The 21,564-nt window shown below is 44.5% G+C and carries 18 protein-coding genes; 11 read left to right on the top strand and 7 right to left on the bottom strand.

Going from position 1 to position 21,564, the window contains the following annotated elements; translation table 11 throughout:
• Positions 1 to 153 precede the first annotated feature (153 nt).
• Positions 154 to 525 (bottom strand): helix-turn-helix domain-containing protein, encoded by a 372-nt coding sequence (locus D3H55_RS00240; RefSeq protein WP_119544803.1) that lies wholly within the window; start codon positions 523 to 525, stop codon positions 154 to 156.
• Between the two features lie 197 nt (positions 526 to 722).
• On the bottom strand, positions 723 to 2,066 hold the full coding sequence (locus tag D3H55_RS00235; RefSeq protein ID WP_119544802.1) for a sodium-dependent transporter: 1,344 nt from the start codon (positions 2,064 to 2,066) through the stop codon (positions 723 to 725).
• A gap of 161 nt (positions 2,067 to 2,227) precedes the next feature.
• Between D3H55_RS00235 and D3H55_RS00230 the strand changes: the two genes are divergently transcribed.
• From D3H55_RS00230 to yugI, 3 genes are all read left to right on the top strand, one after another.
• Positions 2,228 to 2,788: an RNA polymerase sigma factor gene (locus D3H55_RS00230; protein ID WP_338067921.1), complete on the top strand. Its 561-nt coding sequence runs from the start codon at positions 2,228 to 2,230 to the stop codon at positions 2,786 to 2,788.
• Positions 2,781 to 4,016: a hypothetical protein gene (locus D3H55_RS00225; RefSeq protein WP_119544801.1), complete on the top strand. Its 1,236-nt coding sequence runs from the start codon at positions 2,781 to 2,783 to the stop codon at positions 4,014 to 4,016. Before D3H55_RS00230 ends, D3H55_RS00225 begins: the two co-directional genes overlap by 8 nt.
• Before the next feature lie 145 nt (positions 4,017 to 4,161).
• Positions 4,162 to 4,575, top strand: a complete 414-nt coding sequence (gene yugI, locus D3H55_RS00220) for a S1 domain-containing post-transcriptional regulator GSP13 (protein WP_119544800.1) — start codon at positions 4,162 to 4,164, stop codon at positions 4,573 to 4,575.
• Between the two features lie 584 nt (positions 4,576 to 5,159).
• On the opposite strand, the gene D3H55_RS23915 is transcribed toward yugI, so the two are convergent.
• Both D3H55_RS23915 and D3H55_RS00215 read right to left on the bottom strand, forming a co-directional pair.
• Positions 5,160 to 5,312 (bottom strand): hypothetical protein, encoded by a 153-nt coding sequence (locus D3H55_RS23915; RefSeq protein ID WP_168412907.1) that lies wholly within the window; start codon positions 5,310 to 5,312, stop codon positions 5,160 to 5,162.
• A gap of 254 nt (positions 5,313 to 5,566) precedes the next feature.
• Positions 5,567 to 6,976, bottom strand: a complete 1,410-nt coding sequence (locus tag D3H55_RS00215) for a sigma-54 interaction domain-containing protein (protein ID WP_119544799.1) — start codon at positions 6,974 to 6,976, stop codon at positions 5,567 to 5,569.
• 343 nt (positions 6,977 to 7,319) lie between these two features.
• Here D3H55_RS00215 and pruA point away from each other — a divergent pair, with 343 nt between their 5' ends.
• The 4 genes from pruA to D3H55_RS00195 all read left to right on the top strand — a co-directional run bounded on the left by pruA (position 7,320) and on the right by D3H55_RS00195 (position 13,218).
• The gene (gene pruA / locus D3H55_RS00210) at positions 7,320 to 8,870 is read left to right on the top strand and encodes an L-glutamate gamma-semialdehyde dehydrogenase (RefSeq protein WP_119544798.1); all 1,551 of its coding nucleotides are present in this window, start codon (positions 7,320 to 7,322) and stop codon (positions 8,868 to 8,870) included.
• A 203-nt stretch (positions 8,871 to 9,073) separates the two neighbouring features.
• Complete coding sequence (locus tag D3H55_RS00205; protein WP_119544797.1) at positions 9,074 to 10,270, top strand: ornithine--oxo-acid transaminase; 1,197 nt, start codon at positions 9,074 to 9,076, stop codon at positions 10,268 to 10,270.
• Between the two features lie 168 nt (positions 10,271 to 10,438).
• Positions 10,439 to 11,683: a Glu/Leu/Phe/Val family dehydrogenase gene (locus D3H55_RS00200; RefSeq protein ID WP_119544796.1), complete on the top strand. Its 1,245-nt coding sequence runs from the start codon at positions 10,439 to 10,441 to the stop codon at positions 11,681 to 11,683.
• Positions 11,684 to 11,817: 134 nt separating this feature from the next.
• A complete protein-coding gene (locus D3H55_RS00195) occupies positions 11,818 to 13,218 on the top strand; it encodes an aldehyde dehydrogenase (protein ID WP_119544795.1) in 1,401 nt (466 codons plus the stop codon).
• 181 nt (positions 13,219 to 13,399) lie between these two features.
• On the opposite strand, the gene D3H55_RS00190 is transcribed toward D3H55_RS00195, so the two are convergent.
• The gene (locus tag D3H55_RS00190) at positions 13,400 to 13,633 is read right to left on the bottom strand and encodes a DUF378 domain-containing protein (RefSeq protein WP_006837125.1); all 234 of its coding nucleotides are present in this window, start codon (positions 13,631 to 13,633) and stop codon (positions 13,400 to 13,402) included.
• Positions 13,634 to 13,874: 241 nt separating this feature from the next.
• On the opposite strand from D3H55_RS00190, the gene D3H55_RS00185 reads away from it, so the two are divergent.
• The 4 genes from D3H55_RS00185 (at position 13,875) to D3H55_RS00165 (ending at position 18,049) form a co-directional block, all read left to right on the top strand.
• Positions 13,875 to 15,038, top strand: coding sequence for an iron-containing alcohol dehydrogenase (locus tag D3H55_RS00185; RefSeq protein WP_119544794.1), 1,164 nt, complete (start codon positions 13,875 to 13,877; stop codon positions 15,036 to 15,038).
• A gap of 91 nt (positions 15,039 to 15,129) precedes the next feature.
• Positions 15,130 to 15,837 carry a GDSL-type esterase/lipase family protein gene (locus tag D3H55_RS00180; RefSeq protein WP_119544793.1) on the top strand — a complete coding sequence of 236 codons (708 nt, stop codon included), beginning with the start codon at positions 15,130 to 15,132 and terminating at the stop codon, positions 15,835 to 15,837.
• A gap of 103 nt (positions 15,838 to 15,940) precedes the next feature.
• Positions 15,941 to 17,290, top strand: coding sequence for a glucose-6-phosphate isomerase (locus D3H55_RS00175; RefSeq protein ID WP_119544792.1), 1,350 nt, complete (start codon positions 15,941 to 15,943; stop codon positions 17,288 to 17,290).
• Between the two features lie 354 nt (positions 17,291 to 17,644).
• Positions 17,645 to 18,049: a YugN-like family protein gene (locus D3H55_RS00165; RefSeq protein ID WP_119544790.1), complete on the top strand. Its 405-nt coding sequence runs from the start codon at positions 17,645 to 17,647 to the stop codon at positions 18,047 to 18,049.
• Here D3H55_RS00165 and D3H55_RS00160 read toward each other — a convergent pair whose 3' ends face one another.
• A complete protein-coding gene (locus D3H55_RS00160; protein WP_240628439.1) occupies positions 18,050 to 19,048 on the bottom strand; it encodes a potassium channel family protein in 999 nt (332 codons plus the stop codon).
• A 293-nt stretch (positions 19,049 to 19,341) separates the two neighbouring features.
• Positions 19,342 to 21,534 (bottom strand): beta-propeller domain-containing protein, encoded by a 2,193-nt coding sequence (locus D3H55_RS00155; protein ID WP_168412906.1) that lies wholly within the window; start codon positions 21,532 to 21,534, stop codon positions 19,342 to 19,344.
• Positions 21,535 to 21,564 lie beyond the last annotated feature (30 nt).

Below are 21,564 nucleotides of genomic sequence, written 5' to 3'. Positions count from 1 at the left end.
TCGACTGCGCTGGGGAAATCGACCTCCTCAAAATAAAAAACAGGACGATATATAAATATCGTCCACAATGAAAACAAAAGGGGGAATACTTAGAAAGCTTACTAAAAGCATTGCCCCTATGGGTTACTTATATACCTTCATTTTTAAAAAAGTTTATTCAACTGCTGAACCGTACTTAATTTCATAAAGCATCTGCATGACCCTAAGAAAATCCTCTTCAGAAAACTCCTTTGCTTTCCGGAGGATCAATTTGGATTTCTTGGTGCCGATTTCGCTGATGAGCTGTTCAATTTCCAGGTCAATTCCTTGAGATGGGCTTTCCAGAAGCTCCTTTTCGAGCATTTCGGATGCCGGTACATCAAGGACTGTGGACAGCTTCAAAATCGTCTGAGTATCAGGGATCTGGCTGCCGCTTTCGTATTTTTCAATGGTTCTTTTTCCGAGCCGCGCCCGCATGGCTAATTCTTCTTGGGTGATATTCCGTTCTTCACGCAATAATTTCAAATTCTGACCAAAATGAGACATATGAATCCCTCCATCAAATTAACCTTTACACTATTATTTTACCATCACAACGCCAAAATAAGTCATGAAATCCTTGAACAAAATGTGAGGGCTGCAGACAGTTTGCATCAACGATTCACCGCGCGAAAAGGGACAGTCCCCCTTCGCGCTTTAACGCGTTAACGTAACCGGGGACTGTCCCTCTGTGCTTTAGAGTGTTAAAGGATGCCGAATGAATTCAGGAATACGGCGATGATAGCGAGTGGGACGATGTAACGAATCAGTAAGTAAAGGACTTGGAATAACCCGTCGGACATTCCCGAACCCCGCTGGAGCTCTTCTTTCACTGCAGATTTCTTCAAAACATAACCTGTGAATATGCTGATCAGCAGGGCTCCAACCGGCAGGCCGATATTGCTTGTGATAAAGTCGGCAAAATCGAAAAAGGATTTCCCGATAATTTGAAAGTCTGTCAGCACCCCGAATGACAATGCACTAGGAATTCCGACCACGAAAACAAGGATCCCCGCGAACCAGGCATAACGGCTTCGCTTCTGCTCATTTCCTTTCTCCATGACTGCAACGATGATTTCCAGGATGGAAAATGCGGAAGTCAAGGTGGCAAAAAGGAGCAGAACAAGGAAGATGGTCAGGAATAGTCCCCCAAAGGCAATTTCATTAAATACTGCGGGAATCACAACAAAAACGAGTCCCGGCCCTACGTCAGGCTGAAATCCGAGCGCAAACACAGAAGGGAAAATGACCAGCCCGGCCAGCAGGGAAATGAAGATATTCAAGCTCGCGACACTGAATGCCGAGTTTGGCATGTTTTCCGTTTTTGGCAGATAAGAAGAATAAGTCACCATGACCGAGATACCTACGCTGAGGGCAAAGAAGGCTTGTCCAAGTGCCAGCAAAGCGGTTTCTGCCGTTAGATAGCTCCAGTCAGGCTGCAATAAGAAGCGGACCCCATCCATAGCCCCCTCAAGTGTAAGCGAGCGGACAACCAGAACAAGGAAAAGGACAAACAAAGCAGGCATCATGAATTTGCTTGCACGCTCAATCCCGGCTTTGATTCCTCCTTTGACCACAAGGACTGTCATGATCATAAAAATTCCCTGTGTAAAGAGGACCTCCCATGGCCGGCTAATGATGTTTTCAAACAGGGCACCATACTCTGCCTGTGACATTCCGGTCAGACCGCCTGTAAGGCTCCTTATCAGATATGAAAGAATCCAACCGCCGACAACACTGTAGAATGATAAAATAATCAAGGACACTAATGTTCCGAAATAGCCCACAAACGGCCAGGGTGAAGAAGGGGCCAGGACACGGTAGGAAGTGACGGCATCAGCACCGCCGCGTCTGCCAATGACAAACTCAGCAAGCATGATGGGGGTCCCGATTAAGATAGTAAATAGAATAAAGAGCAAAAAGAAAACTCCGCCCCCGTTTGTTCCAGCCATATAAGGGAATTTCCATATCGCCCCGAGTCCGATGGCGGAACCGGCTGCGGCAAGGATGAATCCGATTTTGGATGACCATTGATCGCTGTTTTTCAAAAATTTTCTCTCCTTTCTCCAGATGATTTCACCATCTTACTATGTTTTTCACCCAGTGTATAGATGATTTAAAATAATCAGATATATTTACTTATTTCATGAAACAATTACTGGAAAACCAGCGTTTCATAATTACAAATAAAAGGAAAGGGGGACTGATTGTGGAAAACGAGTATCTTATAAGACAGGCACAAAACGGAAATTTATTTGCCTACGGGGAATTGGTCAAGTATTACGCCCCGGTTGTCGAGCGCTTCGCTTTTCAAATGGGGGCTTCAAACGGTGATATCCAAGACATTTCACAGGAAGTGTTCATCAGGGTTTACCGGTTCCTGCACCAGTTTTCACATTCTAAATTCACAACCTGGCTTTATAAAATCACGCTTAATGTCACTCGGGATTTCCTTAGAAAGGAAAACAGGCATCAGCTAAAAACGGAAAAACTGGCCAAAGATTCCCTGACGGAGCCTTCATCCCTGCCTGAAGAAACCTTCTTCAGGGAAGAAGAGGACAGACTGCTTCATGAAAGTATTCAAAGCCTGGATGAAAAATACCGGCTTCCGATTATTCTTTACTATTTCCATGAAAAAAAATATGAAGAAATTCAGGAGATCCTGTCTTTGAATCTATCCACAGTGAAGACAAGGCTGCTGCGCGGGAAAAACATGCTGAAGAAAGCGCTGCTGCAGGCTGAAAAAAAGGAGGATGAAAACCATGGATGATAAGATGCTGGAAAAACGGATGGAGCTTCTCAATAACAACTACAAGCGGATGCCCGGACAAACGGATGTTTCCAATGTCCTAAAAGCTATTGAAAACGAGCAGAAACCAAAGAAATCCAGACGGAAACTCATTCACTGGCCATACGCAGCAAGTTTCATAGGTGTCCTGCTGATCTCTTCAGTGCTGGTATTCCAGTTTACGGGCAGTCAAGAGGGAAATCTACAGAACGGCCAGCAGTCAGTAATGACGTCGGAAGAAGTGGCAAAAAACATCGAAGAAATCGAAAAGCATTACAAAGTCCGACGCATGCAAGCAATGGGAAGCCTGGGATTGACAGAAGAGGGATTCAGGCAGACCGAAATGGGGACGTCCGCAGAAGCATATGTATCTTATGCGAAACAAACGATCAAGGATGGGAGAATGTCCATGTACGAGGGTACAGATACTGTCGCAATGATTAACTCAAACGTAGATGATATCCTGAAAACCCCAGCCCAGATGATCACTGGATTGACAGGGAAGTCACTTTCCAAAGAAAAGGCAGATCTATGGGTCAAGAATTATCTGGAAGTACAAAAGGGCCTTCTTTCAGCATATGAAGCAGGAATTGAACAGCACAGAAAAGAATGGGAAACGGAAATTCAGCAGGGCCGCCTTGAGGAACGCGATATCTTACTGGAACGGAAAAAACAGTACTCTGATAAGTTGATTACACTGGCAGAAGGTGCTGTAGGCAATGGAATATCATTGGATTATTCTCAATCCGAAGGACGCTTCTCGGCAAAGATGGATGCGCATTTTCTTAAAGAATTCCTCTCATCTTCAGAACTCCCTGAAGTGTATATGAATGTTTTGACGCTGGAGGGACTGCCGGCCAGTTTGAATGGAGGGGTCATAACCACCAATTGGGTAAGGGCGGGAGGAGACCTCCTGCTATATGAGAGTGTGCTTGAAAACCTGCCCCCTGGCTCGGAGTTTCTTGAACAATTCAGGATTGAGTACAGCACATTACTAAGGGCTTATGTGAAAGGTTCGTCCTCTCAATCCATCTTCAATGATGAGGGTGTGCTGAAGGAAGATGTTAAAGAATCTTTTGAAAAACTGATGGAGAAATATCCTGATTCAAAGACGGCAGCGAGGATACAGCCTTACTATAATAAACTGATGGAAAATCAGTTTGCCAAACCGGAAAATTGGGACGGCTTTTATATGGAATACGAGCTTTAAAATTATCAATAAGAATGTTTTTGTATTGGCAAAAAGGGAAAATACTTAATATATATAGAGAACTTTTGCGTATGTTCGCCATCTGTGATATAATTTATAATTGCGTAAAAAGGAGAAAATTTATATATAATTAGGAGTTGTTCCCATGAGTACAAAATACGAAACAGGAAACGTTGTAACAGGTAAAGTAACAGGCATTCAGCCATATGGTGCATTTGTTGCTCTTGATGAAAATACACAAGGACTTGTTCATATTTCTGAAATCACACACGGATTCGTTAAAGATGTAAACGAGCATCTTAGCGTTGGCGATGAAGTAACAGTAAAAGTATTGTCTGTCGACGAAGCAGCAGGCAAAATCAGCTTATCAATCCGCGCGACTCAAGAAGCGCCTGCAGAAGAGCCTAAGGCCGCTGCTGCGAAAAAGCCTAAGCGTCGCCAAGGAAGCGTTAAATCTGCTCCTGCCGCTGAAGCTGCTCCAACTGGCTTCAACACTCTTAAAGACAAGCTTGAAGAGTGGATCGAGCAATCAGAGCGTGAAGATCTAATCAAGAAGTAATATCGTGGAAGGACCGGCTTATGTGGCCGGTCCTTTTTTGTGTTCGAATTGCTGGACCGGCAAACAGGGTAGGGGGTGGAGTCTATCTGCGACCTTGGCAGTTCTATCGTCGCTCTGACGATTTCTATCGACGAGTTTTCTGTACCTATCGATAAAGTCCCTTTTCATTAGTAAAAAAAAACCTTTCTACAGAAGGAGGGGCACTAAAAACTTCAGAGTTTTATAACCGACTTGGAAATGACAAAAAATAAGCTGACTCTTTCTCCAAAAGGAAGCATAGTCTGCTTTTTTCTATATATCTCTGCAAGCACTGCACATGGCTATTGGGAAAGCATGGCAAGGTGAAAAAGGAGCAGACAATGATACCTACTATTATTTCCACTGATTCAACAACAAACTATGATGTTCAGTAAGTATACTATTTGTCGTTAATCTTGTTTTTCCACGTTGATTGGAGTGGAAGGTATGCGATCTCCTGCTGGATTAGCGGGACCCGTCTAGCTGCAGTGGCCAACGACTAGCGGATTTCAGGCTCCTTCCTTGCGATAAGTCATCATCAACTCACTCTGTTCGTTGTGATTCCTTTATCTCATACAGAAGCCCTCCAATCCGTACGTCGTTGAACGGCCCCTTCCGCTTTTGATAAGTGAGACCCCGCAGGCGAAGCTGAGGAGGCCGATCCAGCTCCAGCGGCCAACGACTAGCAGATTTCGGTCTCTCTCCTTGCGATAAGTCATCATCGAATCACTCCGTTCTTCGTGATTCCTTTATCTCATGCGACAGCCCTCCAATCTGTGCGTCGCTGATCGGCCGCTTCCGCTTTTTATTCACCGCCCCGCGTAGTCGCAGCTGGATCGGAAATCCACACTCTTTACAAAACCTGAAGTATAAAAGGCATCATCGTTCTGTGAAATGAACGATGATGCCTTTTATTTTTGTCGGACTTTGCAGTGCCCTCCCCATAAGAAGGGGAATTCTTTGTGCAGAGAGTTCAATCAGGGCGTTCAATATCAAATTTCTTGATCCGATATTGAAGATTCTGCCTGCTCATCCCAAGTGCCTTAGCGGTTTTGGTGACATTATAGTCATGATGTAAAAGGGCTTTCTGGATGTAATACGTTTCTGCTTCTGCGATATAGTCTTCAAGCGGCTTGATTTCTCTATCACCATCAAAAAGAAAATCTTCAGCGGTATTAATAAGTTCCAGCTCGTTTGAAAGCTGGGTCCGCTGCCTGAAGTGAACCGGAAGCTGGTTGTAACTGATCCTGCTTCCTGAATCCATCAGATTAAAGGCGCCTTCAATGACATGCTCGAGTTCACGTACATTTCCCGGCCACTCATAGTTTTTAAATCTTTCATATACTGAATCTTCAAGGCCTTGGACAGCCATCCCGAACAGTCCGTTGTACTTTTCGATAAAGAAGGCGAGCAAAGTCTCCAGGTCTTCCATCCGTTCCCTTAATGGAGGGATGAAGATGGAAACGACACTCAATTGGTAATAGAGCTCTTTTTTCAGCCTGCCTTCAGAAATGGCGTCTATGGGATCTTCATTTATTGTACACACCATTCTGCAGTCGATCGGCCTGTCAACTGTGGATCCGAGCCTGCGGACTTTCCTTTCCCTCAGCACCCTTAATAATTTTGTTTGGAGCGTTGGGCTGAGACTATTGATTTCATCCAAAATCAATGTTCCGCTTTCCGCCTGTTCAAAAAGTCCCGGGTTATCGATTGTTTCCCCTGAATCCTCTTTGTTGACACCGAATAAAAGTTCTTCCATAACAGTGTCCGGCAGTGCGGAACAATTTTGATTGATCAAAGAATTCTTCGCCCTGGGGCTGCTGTTGTGAATGCTGTGCGCAAAGAGTTCCTTTCCGGTACCGGTTTCCCCGACAATCAAAACAGGGGAAGTGGTTTTGGCAGCCCGCCTGCTGTTTTCAAGGACTTCTTTCAAGCGCAGGTTTTTCCCGATGATATGACTGAATGTATAGGTCGGTTCATCTTTTTTTGTCCGGTTTTCGCGGATGAGTTTTTCGAGCTTGGTGATATCCCGGGCAATCTCCATAGCCCCGATGATGGCACCTTCATGAATAACCGGATAGGTATTATTGATGGTGGTGATTTCACTGCCTTTCACATTGAAGTACGTTTGCTTGACATTCAGTGCCGGCCTTCCGGTCCGAAGCACATTTAACAGTGTACTTTCTTCCCCGTAATTGAATTCAAAGACTTCAAGCAAAGTCTTATCGAGGACATCCTCGACATCCATTCCCTCGATGACTCTCATTTTTTTATTATAGATAATGGTTTTTCCTGCTGAATTGATTACATGAACGCCTGCATCTATAGAGTCCAACACGTTTTCATAGAGATAAACCAACTCTTGCATCCCGTTCACAAACATCTTATTTCTCCCCTTTTATGTACTGCCCCTGAAAAAACTCTAGAATTTTTATAAGATTCAGGTTTATAAGTTTGAAAGGCTGTTTCACAGTGTAATAGTGTAATGTGCAAGATAGTTTTTCAGCAAGCACCAGCCCTTGAAATAAATGAATCAAAATGCCATTGCATACATATGATGCGGTCATTTTTATAATTTATTTTAGAAAATTAAGCAAAAGGCTTGAAAAATGCAACTATCTTTTGCATTATTATATCTGTAAGGGTTTTCTTATTGCAAATTTTTTTTGCGTATTCACCCTGCAAATATATAAAAATACTAATTTTTATTCTAAATAAAGGGGGAAATGAAATTGATTCCGTACAAACATGAACCATTCACAGATTTCTCGAAAGAAGAAAATCAAAAAGCCTTTAAAGAGGGCCTTGAACTGGTGGACAGCTATTTAGGGCAGGATTATCCGTTGACTATCGGCGGAGAGAAAATCACGACTGAAGACAAGATCGTTTCAGTGAATCCGGCAAACAAAGAGCAGGTTGTGGGACGCGTTTCCAAAGCAAGCCGTGAATTGGCTGAAAAAGCAATGAACGAAGCTTATGAAACATTCCAGACTTGGAGAAAAGTAAAACCGGAAACACGTGCAGATATCCTGTTCAAGGCTGCTGCAATTGTACGCCGCCGCAAGCATGAATTCTCTGCAATCCTTGTAAGGGAAGCAGGAAAGCCTTGGAACGAAGCGGATGCAGATACGGCAGAAGCAATTGACTTCATGGAATATTACGGTCGCCAAATGCTTCGTATTGCTGAAGGCTTCAAAGTAGAAAGCCGTCCGGGCGAATACAATCAATTCAACTACATTCCACTGGGAGTAGGTGTAGTCATTTCCCCTTGGAACTTCGCGTTCGCCATCATGGCCGGTACAGCTGTTGCTGCAATCGTATCAGGTAATACTGTGCTTCTTAAGCCAGCTTCAACGACTCCTGTTGTTGCAGCTAAGTTCATCGAAGTCCTTGAGGAAGCCGGACTTCCTAAAGGCGTTATTAACTTCATTCCTGGAAGCGGTTCTGAAATGGGAGACTATATTGTTGACCATCCAAAAACACGTTTCGTTTCATTCACAGGATCCCGCGATGTAGGTACACGCATCTACGAACGCGCTGCAAAAGTGAATCCTGGCCAAATCTGGCTGAAGCGTGTAATCGCTGAAATGGGTGGTAAGGATACAATCGTCGTTGACAAGGAAGCTGATTTAGAGCTTGCTGCGAAATCGATCGTTGCATCCGCATTCGGATTCTCAGGGCAAAAATGTTCTGCGTGTTCCCGTGCAATCATCGTTGAGGACGTTTACGATCAGGTTCTTGAACGTGCCGTTGAACTGACAAAAGAATTGACTCTTGGAGATACAACAGACCGTGAAACATTCATGGGACCTGTTAATGACCAGGCAGCATTCGATAAGATCATGAGCTACATTGAAATTGGTAAAGAAGAAGGCGAATTGATGATCGGTGGAGAAGGGGACGACTCCAAAGGTTATTTCATCAAGCCGACGATCTTTGCTCACGTTGATCCTGAAGCACGCATCATGAAAGAAGAAATCTTCGGACCAGTCGTGGCATTTGCGAAAGCGAAGGACTTCGACCATGCAATCGAGGTTGCAAACAACACTGAATACGGATTGACTGGCGCGGTCATCACAAACAACCGTGCGCACATCGAACAGGCCCGTGAAGATTTCCATGTCGGAAACCTTTACTTCAACCGCGGATGTACTGGAGCAATCGTTGGATATCAGCCATTCGGCGGTTTCAACATGTCCGGTACGGATTCGAAGGCAGGCGGACCTGACTACCTGCTTCTTCACATGCAGGCTAAAACAACTTCTGAAATGCTATAAAACTACAAATAATGGAGCCTTCATAAGGAGGCTCCATTGATTATAACCAGACATATTAAGATTAATCGGATACTTAACCAGAATTGAGCTTTTTACAATGTTTTTATCAGAGCTGCCGGATTGAAAGTGCCGGTTCTCCAATGAAGGCCGTGAACCAGCAGCCGATTTTCAACTATATAGATAATGATTAGGAGGAAGATAAAATGTCAAGAAACTCTCAATCTATCATTGAACAAACCCAGGAATATGGTGCAAATAACTATCATCCGCTTCCTATCGTCATTTCAGAGGCGGAAGGGGTCTGGGTTAAGGATCCTGAAGGAAACAAGTATATGGATATGTTAAGTGCTTATTCTGCAGTGAATCAGGGACACCGCCACCCGAAAATCATCCAGGCTCTTAAAGACCAGGCAGACCGCGTGACCTTGACTTCTCGTGCGTTCCATAATGACCAGCTGGGACCTTGGTATGAAAAAATCTGCAAATTGACAAATAAAGATATGGCGCTCCCGATGAATACAGGTGCAGAAGCGGTAGAGACTGCAATCAAGACAGCGCGCCGCTGGGCATATGACAAAAAAGGTGTTGCCGATAATCAAGCGGAGATCATTGCCTGCGAAGGAAACTTCCACGGGCGTACCATGTCGGCTGTTTCACTATCCTCCGAGGAAGAGTATAAGCGCGGATTCGGCCCTATGCTTCCTGGAATCAACCTTGTCCCTTATGGCGATATCGATGCATTGAAGGAAGCCATCACACCGAATACGGCAGCATTTTTGCTTGAGCCCATTCAGGGAGAAGCTGGAATTGTCATCCCGCCTGAAGGCTTCTTAAAGGAAGCTTACAAGCTGTGTAAAGAAAATAATGTCCTGTTCATTGCAGATGAAATCCAAGCGGGTCTTGCCCGTACCGGCAAAATGTTTGCCTGTGAGTGGGAAGATGTTGAACCTGATATGTATATCCTTGGAAAAGCACTGGGCGGCGGGGTATTCCCAATCTCATGTGTAGTAGCCAATAAAGATGTTCTAGGCGTATTCAACCCGGGCTCCCACGGTTCTACATTCGGAGGAAATCCGATGGCATCCGCTGTGTCAGTTGCTTCCTTGGAAGTCCTTGAAGATGAAGGACTCGCTGAACGTTCATTGAAACTCGGGGAATACTTCATGGATAAGCTGAAGGAAATCGACAACCCGAAAATCAAGGAAGTTCGGGGGAAAGGTCTGTTTATTGGAGTGGAACTGACCGAACCCGCACGCAGCTATTGTGAAGAACTGAAAGAAGAAGGCTTATTGTGTAAAGAGACACACGAAACGGTCATCAGGTTCGCACCTCCGCTTGTGATCAGCGAGGAAGATCTGGACTGGGCGATAGAGCGCATCCAAAAAGTCCTTTCAAAATAATCCTGTTTCATTTCGTTGTCCTTCATGTATATTTGGTTGTAATGGATAAGATATAAAAGACTGTAAAAGTAATTTATACATTTTCCTTGTCAGCTATTAAGTAATTACCAGGTTGTATGTTACAATAACAACGGTTTTAGACTACACAATAAAGAGGCGAATTTTTCAATGGGAGAAAATCTGAATCTGTTTACATCTACTCAACATGTAATCAACGATGCGCTGGGCAAGCTTGGTTATAGTGAGGAAGTGTTTGAGCTTTTAAAAGAGCCTATGAGAATGCTGACTGTCCGCATCCCTGTACGTATGGATGATGGAAAAATCAAGGTGTTCACCGGTTACAGGGCCCAGCACAATGATGCAGTAGGCCCAACCAAAGGCGGCGTCCGCTTCCATCCGGAAGTTGATGAAGAAGAAGTTAAAGCATTATCCATGTGGATGAGCCTGAAATGCGGAATTGTAGATTTACCATATGGCGGCGGAAAAGGCGGTATCATCTGTGACCCGCGCACGATGTCCTTCACTGAGCTGGAGAAACTCAGCCGCGGATATGTCCGGGCAATCAGCCAGATTGTCGGCCCTACCAAAGACATCCCTGCCCCTGATGTATACACCAATTCACAAATCATGGCCTGGATGATGGATGAATACAGCCGTTTGCGTGAAAACGACTCTCCTGGTTTCATTACAGGGAAGCCGTTGGTCCTTGGGGGATCTCAAGGGCGTGAAAAGGCTACGGCACAAGGCGTTACCATTTGTATCGAGGAAGCTGCCAAGAAAAAAGGCATTGATATCAAAGGGGCACGCGTAGTCATCCAAGGATTTGGGAATGCCGGGAGCTTTTTGGCGAAATTTATGCATGATGCGGGTGCAAAAGTCATCGCGATTTCTGATGCCCATGGAGCCCTGCATGACCCGAAAGGCCTGGATATCGATTATCTGCTGGATCGCCGTGACAGCTTCGGAACCGTAACAACACTGTTTGAAAACACTATTTCTAACAAGGAATTACTGGAACTGGATTGTGATATCCTTGTTCCTGCAGCGATTTCCAACCAAATTACTGAAGACAATGCCCAAAACATAAAAGCGTCAATTGTTGTGGAGGCCGCGAATGGACCGACAACCTTTGAAGCGACGAAAATCTTGTCCGAGAGAGATATCCTTCTCGTGCCTGACGTACTGGCAAGTGCGGGCGGGGTAACAGTCTCTTACTTTGAATGGGTGCAGAACAACCAAGGTTACTACTGGACAGAAGAAGAAGTGAATGAAAAACTTCATAAGAAACTGGTAGAGGCTTTCAATAATGTATATGACACTGCAGCCAATCGGAGAGTCAATATGCGCTTGGCAGCTTACATGGTTGGTGCCCGCAAAATGGCGGAAGCTTCAAGATTCAGAGGATGGGTTTAAGAATAAGCCGATCAGGTTGATGCCTGGTCGGCCTTTTTGTACTCAAAAACAGGGCTGACTCGGCCAGTTTAGAAGTAAACGCTTGGGAAAAGGTATATAATATAGGAATAATCAGAATCCGAGGAGAGTTTTTTATGACCGGAATAACGATTCGCGAAAAGACACAGGAACAAGTGAATGAAGCAGTCAAACTTCAGAGGAATTACTTTGCATCCGGAAAAACCCGGCCGCTTGAAGCAAGGAAGGCAAGCCTGAACAAGTTGGCTGATGTCCTAAGGAAGAACGAGTCAAAAATACTAAAAGCCCTTCATGATGATCTGAACAAATCGGAAAGGGAAGCTTACACGACCGAAATCGGCATTCTGCTTGAAGAAATCAGCTTTACATTGAAGAATCTGGATTCCTGGGCGAAACCGAAAAAAGTGAAAACCGCAGTCACACATATAGGGTCAAAAGGATACCGCATTCCCGAGCCTTACGGGGTGTCATTGATCATCGCCCCATGGAACTATCCGATTCAGCTGGCAATCTCACCGTTGATTGGAGCTTTTGCAGCGGGCAATACTGCTATAGTTAAACCGTCTGAATTAACCCCGCATACATCGAGGATGCTCTCGGAAATGTTTGAAGGCTCCTTCGATAGTGGGCTGGTTTATGTTATGGAAGGCGGGATTGAAACGAACCAGCACTTGTTGGACCAAGAGTTGGACTACATCTTTTTCACTGGAAGTGTCCCAGTAGGGAAGATTGTAATGGAAGCGGCCTCTAAAAGGCTGATTCCAGTCACCCTTGAATTGGGAGGGAAGAGTCCTTGCATCGTTCATGAAGACGCTGATATGGCTCTTGCCGCAAAGAGGATCGCATTCGGTAAACTGGCAAACGCCGGCCAAACCTGTATAGCACCGGATTACCTGTTTGTGCATCGCAGTGCGGAGGAGAAGTTCATAGAAGAATTTAAAAAAGCGGTGCATGAGTTTTACGGGGAAGAGCCGCTCAAAAGCGACCAGTTTGGCAAAATAGTCAATGAACGCCACTACAACCGGCTGAAGAGTTACTTGAGCGATGGTGAAGTAATCTTCGGAGGAGGATTTGATGATCAATCCCTGCAAATCCAGCCTGCACTTCTTAGGCCTGAGAGTATGGGTGTGCCGGTGATGACCGAGGAAATATTCGGACCGATCTTTCCGGTTCTAACTTATGACAGGCTGGATGAGGTCAAATCCTTTGTCGCCAGCCGTCCTAAGCCGCTTGCCCTTTATCTGTTCACTGCTGACAGGGAGGTTGAAAAGGACATTACAGAGAATCTTTCGTATGGCGGAGGCTGCATAAATGATACGCTCATGCACATTGCCACACCTCACCTTCCGTTTGGGGGAGTGGGGGAGAGCGGAATTGGCAGCTACCACGGGGAAAGCAGCTTCTCGACCTTCTCCCATTATAAAAGTGTCTTGAAACAAACCAACCTTTTTGATTTCTCATTCAAATATCCCAACTCGAAAAATGGGTTGAAGATCCTTCGCAGACTGCTCAAGTAGTCTGCGTTTTTAGTGAGATATGATTGGCAAGAGCCGGCCGATTGAAGTGTACCTGGCTCATAAAGCTCGTCTAGTAAAAGGCACAGAACCGCTGAATCCAACCAGACTAAAACCCCGACTTTGGCCCTGCCCGAACAAAAAAGACAAACTCCCTATCCCGGAGTTTGTCTTTGGCATTTTTTTATCGAGTCGGGCGTGCTTCAGGAGAATGCTCTGCTTCTTCAGAAGGAGCAAATAGAAGGCCGATGTTGATAAGGCCTGCGATACCGACCAAACCATATACAAGACGGGCAAGGGCAGAATCCTGTCCGCCGAAGATAGCGGCAACAAGGTCGAATTGGAAGAACCCAACAAGCCCCCAGTTAATTGCTCCGATGATAGTAAGGACCAGTGCGATGCGTTGAATAGTACTCATGTTGTTACCTCCTTATGGAATAGGTACCGGCATTAAATTAATTTCCCGGCACTTTTTATTTAATGGTTCCTTCATAGCTTGTTGAATTTCGCCATTTATTATGCATGCACTGAAAAAATAAGCGAGTGCATTTTCTTTGCAATAAGGGAACATTATATTCGATAATGAAAGGGCAAAAGTATAGAAGAACCCGGCCTGTACATAAGTGCGAAGGCTGCTGAAAATAAAGGAGGTAACAGGAATGAACAGTTTTGCTTACTATAATCCGACCAAATTGATTTTTGGTAAGAATGAAGTGGAAAAGCTTAAGGAAGAAATTCCTCAATACGGCAAAAAGGTCCTGCTTGTATACGGAGGAGGAAGCATCAAGCGTAACGGCCTCTATGATCAAGTAACAGGTTTATTAAAGGAAATAAATGCAGAAGTGCATGAACTTGCAGGTGTTGAACCAAACCCGCGGATTTCCACTGTGCGAAAAGGTGTGGAAATCTGTAAAAATGAAGGAATTGAATTCATTCTTGCAGTAGGCGGCGGAAGCGTCATCGACTGTACGAAAGCAGTAGCTGCAGGTGCAAAGTATGACGGAGACGCATGGGATCTTGTGATCAAAAAAGCCTTTGCTGAAGAAGCTCTTCCATTCGGTACAGTCCTTACATTAGCTGCGACCGGATCTGAAATGAATTCAGGTTCTGTCATCACCAACTGGGAAACACACGAAAAGTATGGCTGGGGAAGTCCTGCCGTGTTCCCGAAATTTTCAATACTCGATCCTCAAAACACGTTCACTGTGCCAAGGGACCAAACCATTTACGGCATGGTAGACATGATGTCACATGTTTTTGAACAGTATTTCAATAACGCGTCAAACACGCCGCTGCAGGACAGATTATGTGAATCAACGCTGAAAACAGTAATTGAAACAGCTCCTCAGCTTCTTGAAAACCTAGAGAGCTATGAACATAGGGAAACGATCCTTTACTCAGGGACCATTGCATTGAACGGAATGCTTCAAATGGGGTACCGTGGTGACTGGGCAACACATAACATCGAACATGCCGTTTCTGCCGTTTATGACATCCCGCACGCAGGGGGACTTGCAATCCTGTTCCCTAACTGGATGAGGCATAATATTGATGTAAACCCTGCCCGTTTCGCCCAAATGGCTGTACGTGTTTTCGAAGTGGATCCAGCGGGTAGAACAGAAAAAGAAGTCGGCTTGGAAGGGATCGATAAGCTGTCTGAATTCTGGAGCAGCTTGGGAGCACCTTCACGCTTGGCTGATTACGAGATCAATGACGAAAATATTGATGTAATGGCAGACAAAGCGATGGCCAATGGTGAATTCGGCAACTTCACATCTCTTAACCATGACGATGTAAAAGCCATCTTGAAAGCATCACTATAATGAATTTACTGGAGGGGCTGGCCTGAATTCAGGTACAGTCCCCCTTTATTCATGCCAGCCGAAGCCTGCCTTACAGGAAAGGATTTTTTTTATGAAACCCGCAATTTACACCATTTTGGGGATTTTTATTACTACTGTTATCCTCGGCTGGGCAAACTATGAATCAAAAGAACATACCATTGCTGCATTCGGGGATTCGTTGACTTACGGATATGGAGATAAAGGTGAAGAGGGGTATGTCGACGATGTTGAAACTGTATTGAACGACAAATATGAAAGCGGTCCTGTGGATATCTTGAATTATGGGATCGTGGGCCAGGAATCGAAGGGCGTTTTGCAGCAGCTTAAAGATCCAGAGGTAAGGGAAGAGGCGGCTGAGGCAGACAGCATCATCGTTTTCATCGGGACCAATGATCTCATCAACAGCAACGGAGGAGACCTGAACCCCCTTCATGAAAAGAAGATAAAGGAAGGCAAGGATGAGTACCAGAGGAATCTGAAATCCATCCTTAAGATCCTCAGGGATGAAAATGACAAAGTTCCCATCCATCTCATCGGCCTATATAATCCCTATCCCGAAAATCTGGAGATCGAAGGATATATTGACCAGTGGAATAAGCTGAACATTGAGATGTCGGATAAGTTTGCCGGAATCAACTATATTCCCCTGAATGGAGTCTTTAAAGACAAGTCCAAAAGGAAATATTTCAGTGATTCCCTGCACCCCAACGAGGCGGGTTATAAGTTGATTTCAAGAAGGATACTCAAGGATTCGCGGCTTTTTAGTGAAAGTTTGTAAAAAAACCAAAATGGTATCGCTTTCAGTCCGGGTCCATTCTTGATTATCACTATCCCTTTCGGGTAAAGTGAGTAAAGGAATAATTAAAAGGGAGGAATAAGAAATGACACATGTACGCTTTGATTATTCGAAAGCATTGGCATTTTTCGGTGAACATGAAATTACATACTTAAAAGACGCTGTAAAAACAGCGCACAAGTCATTGCATGAAGGAACAGGTGCGGGAAGTGACTTCCTGGGATGGGTGGACCTTCCGGAGAACTATGATAAGGAAGAATTTTCAAGGATCCAAAAAGCCTCTGAAAAAATCAAAAATGATTCTGATGTCCTTCTTGTCATCGGGATCGGCGGTTCATACCTTGGAGCAATAGCTGCTTTGGAAATGCTGAACCACAGCTTCTATAACGCTCTTCCTGGCGAAAAGCGCAAAACACCACAGGTCCTGTTCCTGGGTAACAACATCAGCTCGACTTACATGACAGACTTGATGGATCTTCTTGAAAATAAGGATTTCTCCATCAATGTGATTTCAAAATCCGGTACAACAACTGAACCAGCGATTGCCTTCCGTATCTTCCGCAAGAAACTGGAAGAGAAATATGGTGTGGAGGAAGCGAGAAAACGCATCTACGCTACTACTGATAAGTCAAAAGGAGCGCTTAAAACCCTTGCGAATGACGAAGGCTACGAAACGTTCGTCGTGCCTGATGATGTAGGCGGCCGCTATTCGGTTTTGACAGCTGTAGGCCTTTTGCCAATCGCAGTGAGCGGCATCGATATCGAATCCATGATGAAAGGTGCTGCAGCAGCGCGCAGTGATTTCGGTACAGACGAACTTGAATCAAACCCGGCATACCAATACGCAGCTGTGCGCAACATCCTTTATAACAAAGGCAAAACAATCGAAATGCTGATCAACTATGAGCCTGGGCTGCAATACTTCTCTGAATGGTGGAAGCAATTGTTCGGTGAAAGCGAAGGAAAAGACCAAAAAGGAATTTTCCCGGCGTCTGCAAACTTCTCCACCGACCTTCACTCAATGGGGCAGTATGTCCAAGAAGGCAGAAGAGATTTATTCGAAACGGTCATCAAGGTTTCTGAGCCGCGTCACGAGCTGACGATCGAGAAAGCAGAAAGCGACTTGGACGGCCTTAACTATCTTGCGGGTGAGACAGTGGACTTCGTAAACAATAAAGCTTTCGAAGGAACATTGCTTGCCCATACGGACGGCGGCGTGCCAAACCTGATCGTTGAAATTCCTGCAATGGATGCTTATACATTCGGCTACCTTGTATACTTCTTCGAAAAAGCGTGTGCCATCAGCGGCTACCTTCTTGGCGTCAATCCATTTGACCAGCCGGGAGTCGAAGCTTATAAAGTGAACATGTTTGCCCTTCTTGGAAAACCTGGATTTGAAGAAAAGAAAGCCGAGCTGGAAAAACGCTTGAAATAATGGACATGAAAGGCTGGCACCCGTTTAGTTGGGTGTCAGCTTTTTCTTTTGGATTACGTGGTTCATGAGGGGGGCATTAGTACAAGGAAGAAGAGGAAATGAGGTTAGGGAACACCACTGGAACCGCTCTTAAGACTTCTGAACCAAAACCGAAAAACCTCAAGGGGATTTTCGGAAAAATTTCCAGCGGAAAAAGATTCAGCAGCATATTCTCATACTGCGATGAAGCAGATCGCACACTTCAAAACGCCCGCTGGAAGCACCGACCCCAACTTCACTCAACTGATTTTCCCCTTTTATGACTTATCCCGGCCACTCTGGGAAAAACTAACCGAAAAGAAAGGAGTGGTTGGAATGATTGAACTTCCTTCTAAACTGGAGGGGCAGCATTTCCAGTTATACAAGCTGGAGCAGCTGTTAAAGCCGCTTGGATATGATATCGGCGGCAACTGGGATTATGACCATGGTTATTTTGACTATAAAATTGATGACGAAGTAGGTTACCAATTTCTCCGTGTTCCATTTGCATCCGTGGATGGCCAGCTCGATTCGCGGGGTGCGACCGTGGAATTCGGAAGGCCGTTCCTGCTGTCTCACAAGTACCAGCGCGGACTTGACGATCACGCGTCCACCGGTACTTTTTCCGGCACGACGAACCAGTTCTCCGAACCCCAGGATCCCGATGCAAGCTTTCCGGAAGAATATGTGTCCGTTGGTGTTGAACTTGTAAAGGAACTGGAAGACCAGCTGTTAAGGTGATTATTTTTCACTTGAGATAACAAGAAGTCCGTCTTCCGGTTTGATGATGGTTTCCAGAGGAGGGTTCACAGTAGTGGACTCTCCTTTCTTTATGCCCAAAAGAATGATGTTTTTTTCTAGAAGGATGCTGCTGAGTTCACTGAACGTTATTTCACACCATTCCGGGGAGGTTCCAATGACTTTGAGATTATTGCCTTTTAAATGATTTAACAGCTCTAAGATCGTGGTGCTCATCCCTTTGGATAATATGCTGTCCATAATGATATAGCTTGTCTGTTTATTCGTCTGAATCACTTCATCGGCTCCGGCCCTCTCGGCATTGGCTATATGGTCACTAGTCAAAATTTCGGCAACGCAATAAAGTTCAGGAGTGATCCCCTTCATGGCAAGCAAGGTCATAACCGAGTTCATATCAGCATCAATCTCATTCTTATTTTGATCAGCTGTAATCACTGCAATCGTTGCCTTTTGAATTCCTGCTTTTAAAAGCACATCATCACGGAATGCTTCTCCCCTGATAAAGTGGATATAATGATTTCTATAGGGATTCTCTTTAAGTGTATTATCAATTAATGTAATGTCATGCTTTGTGTCAAAGGCATGCAGTTGATCAATGATTTCTCTTGAACGCTCATTCCAGCCGACAATGATTGTATGGTCCTTCCCGGAATAGGGGGCCTTTCCTTCAAGATAGGCATTCTGATTCGTGACAGTAGAAGTTGCGAGTGTGACAAAATAAGTGGTTAAAAAGCCTGCTCCTAACAGGATTAATAGCATCGCCACAACTCGGCCGGTGGCAGTCAATGGAACGTAATCCCCGTATCCGACAGTGGAGGTTGTGATGATGGCCCACCAGATCCCGTCAAAGACTGTCGGGAAATTTTCCGGTTCTATCAGATGAATCAGAATTCCGAATCCGGAAATAGCCGCCATGGCAATTAGGAATGTCCGCACTAATATCGGCCATCTTAGAAACCGCTGATAAAAATAAAGATTCAAATTAAGCTCTCCTTTCCCGCATACTTATACATTATTCCCGGTTTTCACAAAAATAAAAGGACTCTCATCAGAGAGCCCGATTCAATTTTCTTCATTATTAAAGGCTGTTTTCGCATATATTATTGCTTTCGGAAAAATCCCAGGTGCCGGATTTTTCCCCGTATTCGAAGGTTTTACTCTCGATAAAGAAAGAGCAGCTCTTTTCTTTCCTGCTCATCGGAATTTTTACGACGATTTACCAGGATGTTATATGGAAATTATATTAAATTGCAACAAAGTTTACGAAAAGAACCTTATTGAAAGTTCAGTTCTTTGATCTTTTCAAAATCATTTAATCCGTACGCTTTGATTTCCTCAGGGGATAATGTGTAAAGGTTATCCCCTATATAAATCATCCTCTGGATCTGATTCTCCCAGTGTTCATAAATATCATCACCGTCCGATTGGACCATTTTTGCTCTCCGGACAATGCCGTTCTCAGGAGTGATTTCAAAGATGAGTGCTCCTTGAAAATCAAATACCTGTTCATGCATGCTGCCTTCTTTTTCATGATAGACAGAAACCGGGAAACCAAATAAGTTCTTTTCCGGATGTTCAAAAAGTGCTTTATGGTCTTCCAGCAAATAAGAGTAGGTACCGCGGCCCCCGATGATTTCTGTATCCTTTTCTTTTGGGTTATTGAAGTCTGATACATCAAAAAGGGAAACCTTCATACCGGTTGTCAGGACCCTGGGTTCTTCATTCGGCATTTTATCGTCCTTGACGAGCTTGGTGTCATTACCGAAACCAATTAAATGATCTTCATCCACTGGATGGAGATAGCTGCTGAATCCTGGTATTTTCAACTCACCCAGTACTTTCGGGGAAGACGGGTTGCTTGTATCGATGACAAAGAGCGGATCCACCTGTTTGAATGTGACCATGTATGCTTTATCTCCCATGAACCTGACAGAATATATCCGTTCTCCCTTGGCCAGGTCCTCGACTTTTCCGATCTGCTTTAAGTTTTCATCAAGGATATAAAGATTGTTGGCAGAAGGAGTTTCTTGGTTACCCCATGTATTTCCTTTTGTTGTGGCGATCCGGAAGTTTCCTTCATGTTCATCCATGGAAAACTGGTTGAGGATCGTGCCTTTTACATTAGCCATTGCAGAAAATTCAATGTCAGACTTATCAACCGTGAACTTATATACTTCAGTATCTGCAGATTCCCAGGCATTCTCCTTTGCAGGATTATATCTTGTTAACGCCATATAAAGATTATCTTTGGACATATAAATCTGGTGGCCGCTGCCTAGATAAGATTCCACATTGATTTCAGAAGATATTTCATCAAGGTTGATGGAGGCGAATAATGTGTAATTGGTTTCAGTGGATTGTGGCATATATTTGATATCCTCAAAGTTCAAAAGGGTGGGTTCCTCTCCATTCAAGCTGTCCGTTATCCTAGGGCGCAAATCAGCATTTTCCTTGTTTTCAAGTATCCAGTAATCAGGATAGTGGCTGGCGACAAGGTATACAAAGGATCCTGTCTTCCGGGCGGCCGTATAATTTCCTTCCATACCGAACTCACGCAGCAGTTCAGGCTTCTTTTTATCAGAGATATCGTAAATAAGTGTCTTCATCATTCCATGAACAGGTATATCCAATGCCTGTACGGAGTTCTTATTGGATGCAGGTTTGCTGGAGTACCCATCATCCCAGCTGTTACCTATGACTACTAGTTTGTCTCCATGCAGGAATATATGCTGTGCAGAAAAGTCAGGCTCGAAAGTGATGGCAGAGGCGGTCTCCATATTCTTAACAGGGACAGCTTTTGTAATCATCAGCTTCTGGGAAGTGACCTGATATATATAAGAGCCATCGGTTTTCACAATATCAGCTTCATCGACTCCCTGAACCTGATTATTGGTTATGCTGTGATCAGAGGAGGCAGATTCATTTTCCAATGCAGGGGCTCCGCCTGAATCAGCGGTATCTGCCGATTCTTCCGTCGCAGTCCCATTGAAGAATGAAAATTTCGGTCTGTTTTCTTTCTCTCTTTTTATGGCATATTTAAAATATCGATTCAGGTCTTCTTTGGATTTTACTTCTGGTAGAGTGGGAACGACGGCAAATTCCACTGTTTTATCTCCCCGCAGTGGGAGTCCAAGAGAAGATTTGACCTCTGGGGAAATGTGCAGTGTGAAGTATTCCGTTTCAGTCGGATACCCTTCCTCAGGCGGCAGGATAGAGACACTTTTACGGTCTTTACTGATTGTGACCTTCACTGGAATTTTTTCTCCCTTGCTATCCTCTACATAAAAGGCATCGGACCCAGTCCTTTTTATCGGCTCGGAAAATTCCAACTGCCAGGTTTTGTCCGAAAGGACGATATTTCTTTCAGAACCAAGGGCACCGGTCTCCACCGAAGGCTGTTTGAAAAAAACAAAAGCAATAGTAACAGCCAGCAGAATACCGGCAGCACCAATCCATAACTTCTTCATCTCCTCACTCCTTTTTGTCATTTATTACTG

It is taken from the genome of Bacillus salacetis (assembly GCF_003581585.1).
GTDB classification, from domain to species: Bacteria; Bacillota; Bacilli; order Bacillales; family Bacillaceae_B; genus Rossellomorea; species Rossellomorea salacetis.
The sequence above is the reverse complement of the archived record's forward strand: the minus strand, read 5'-3'. Positions and strand labels throughout refer to the sequence as shown.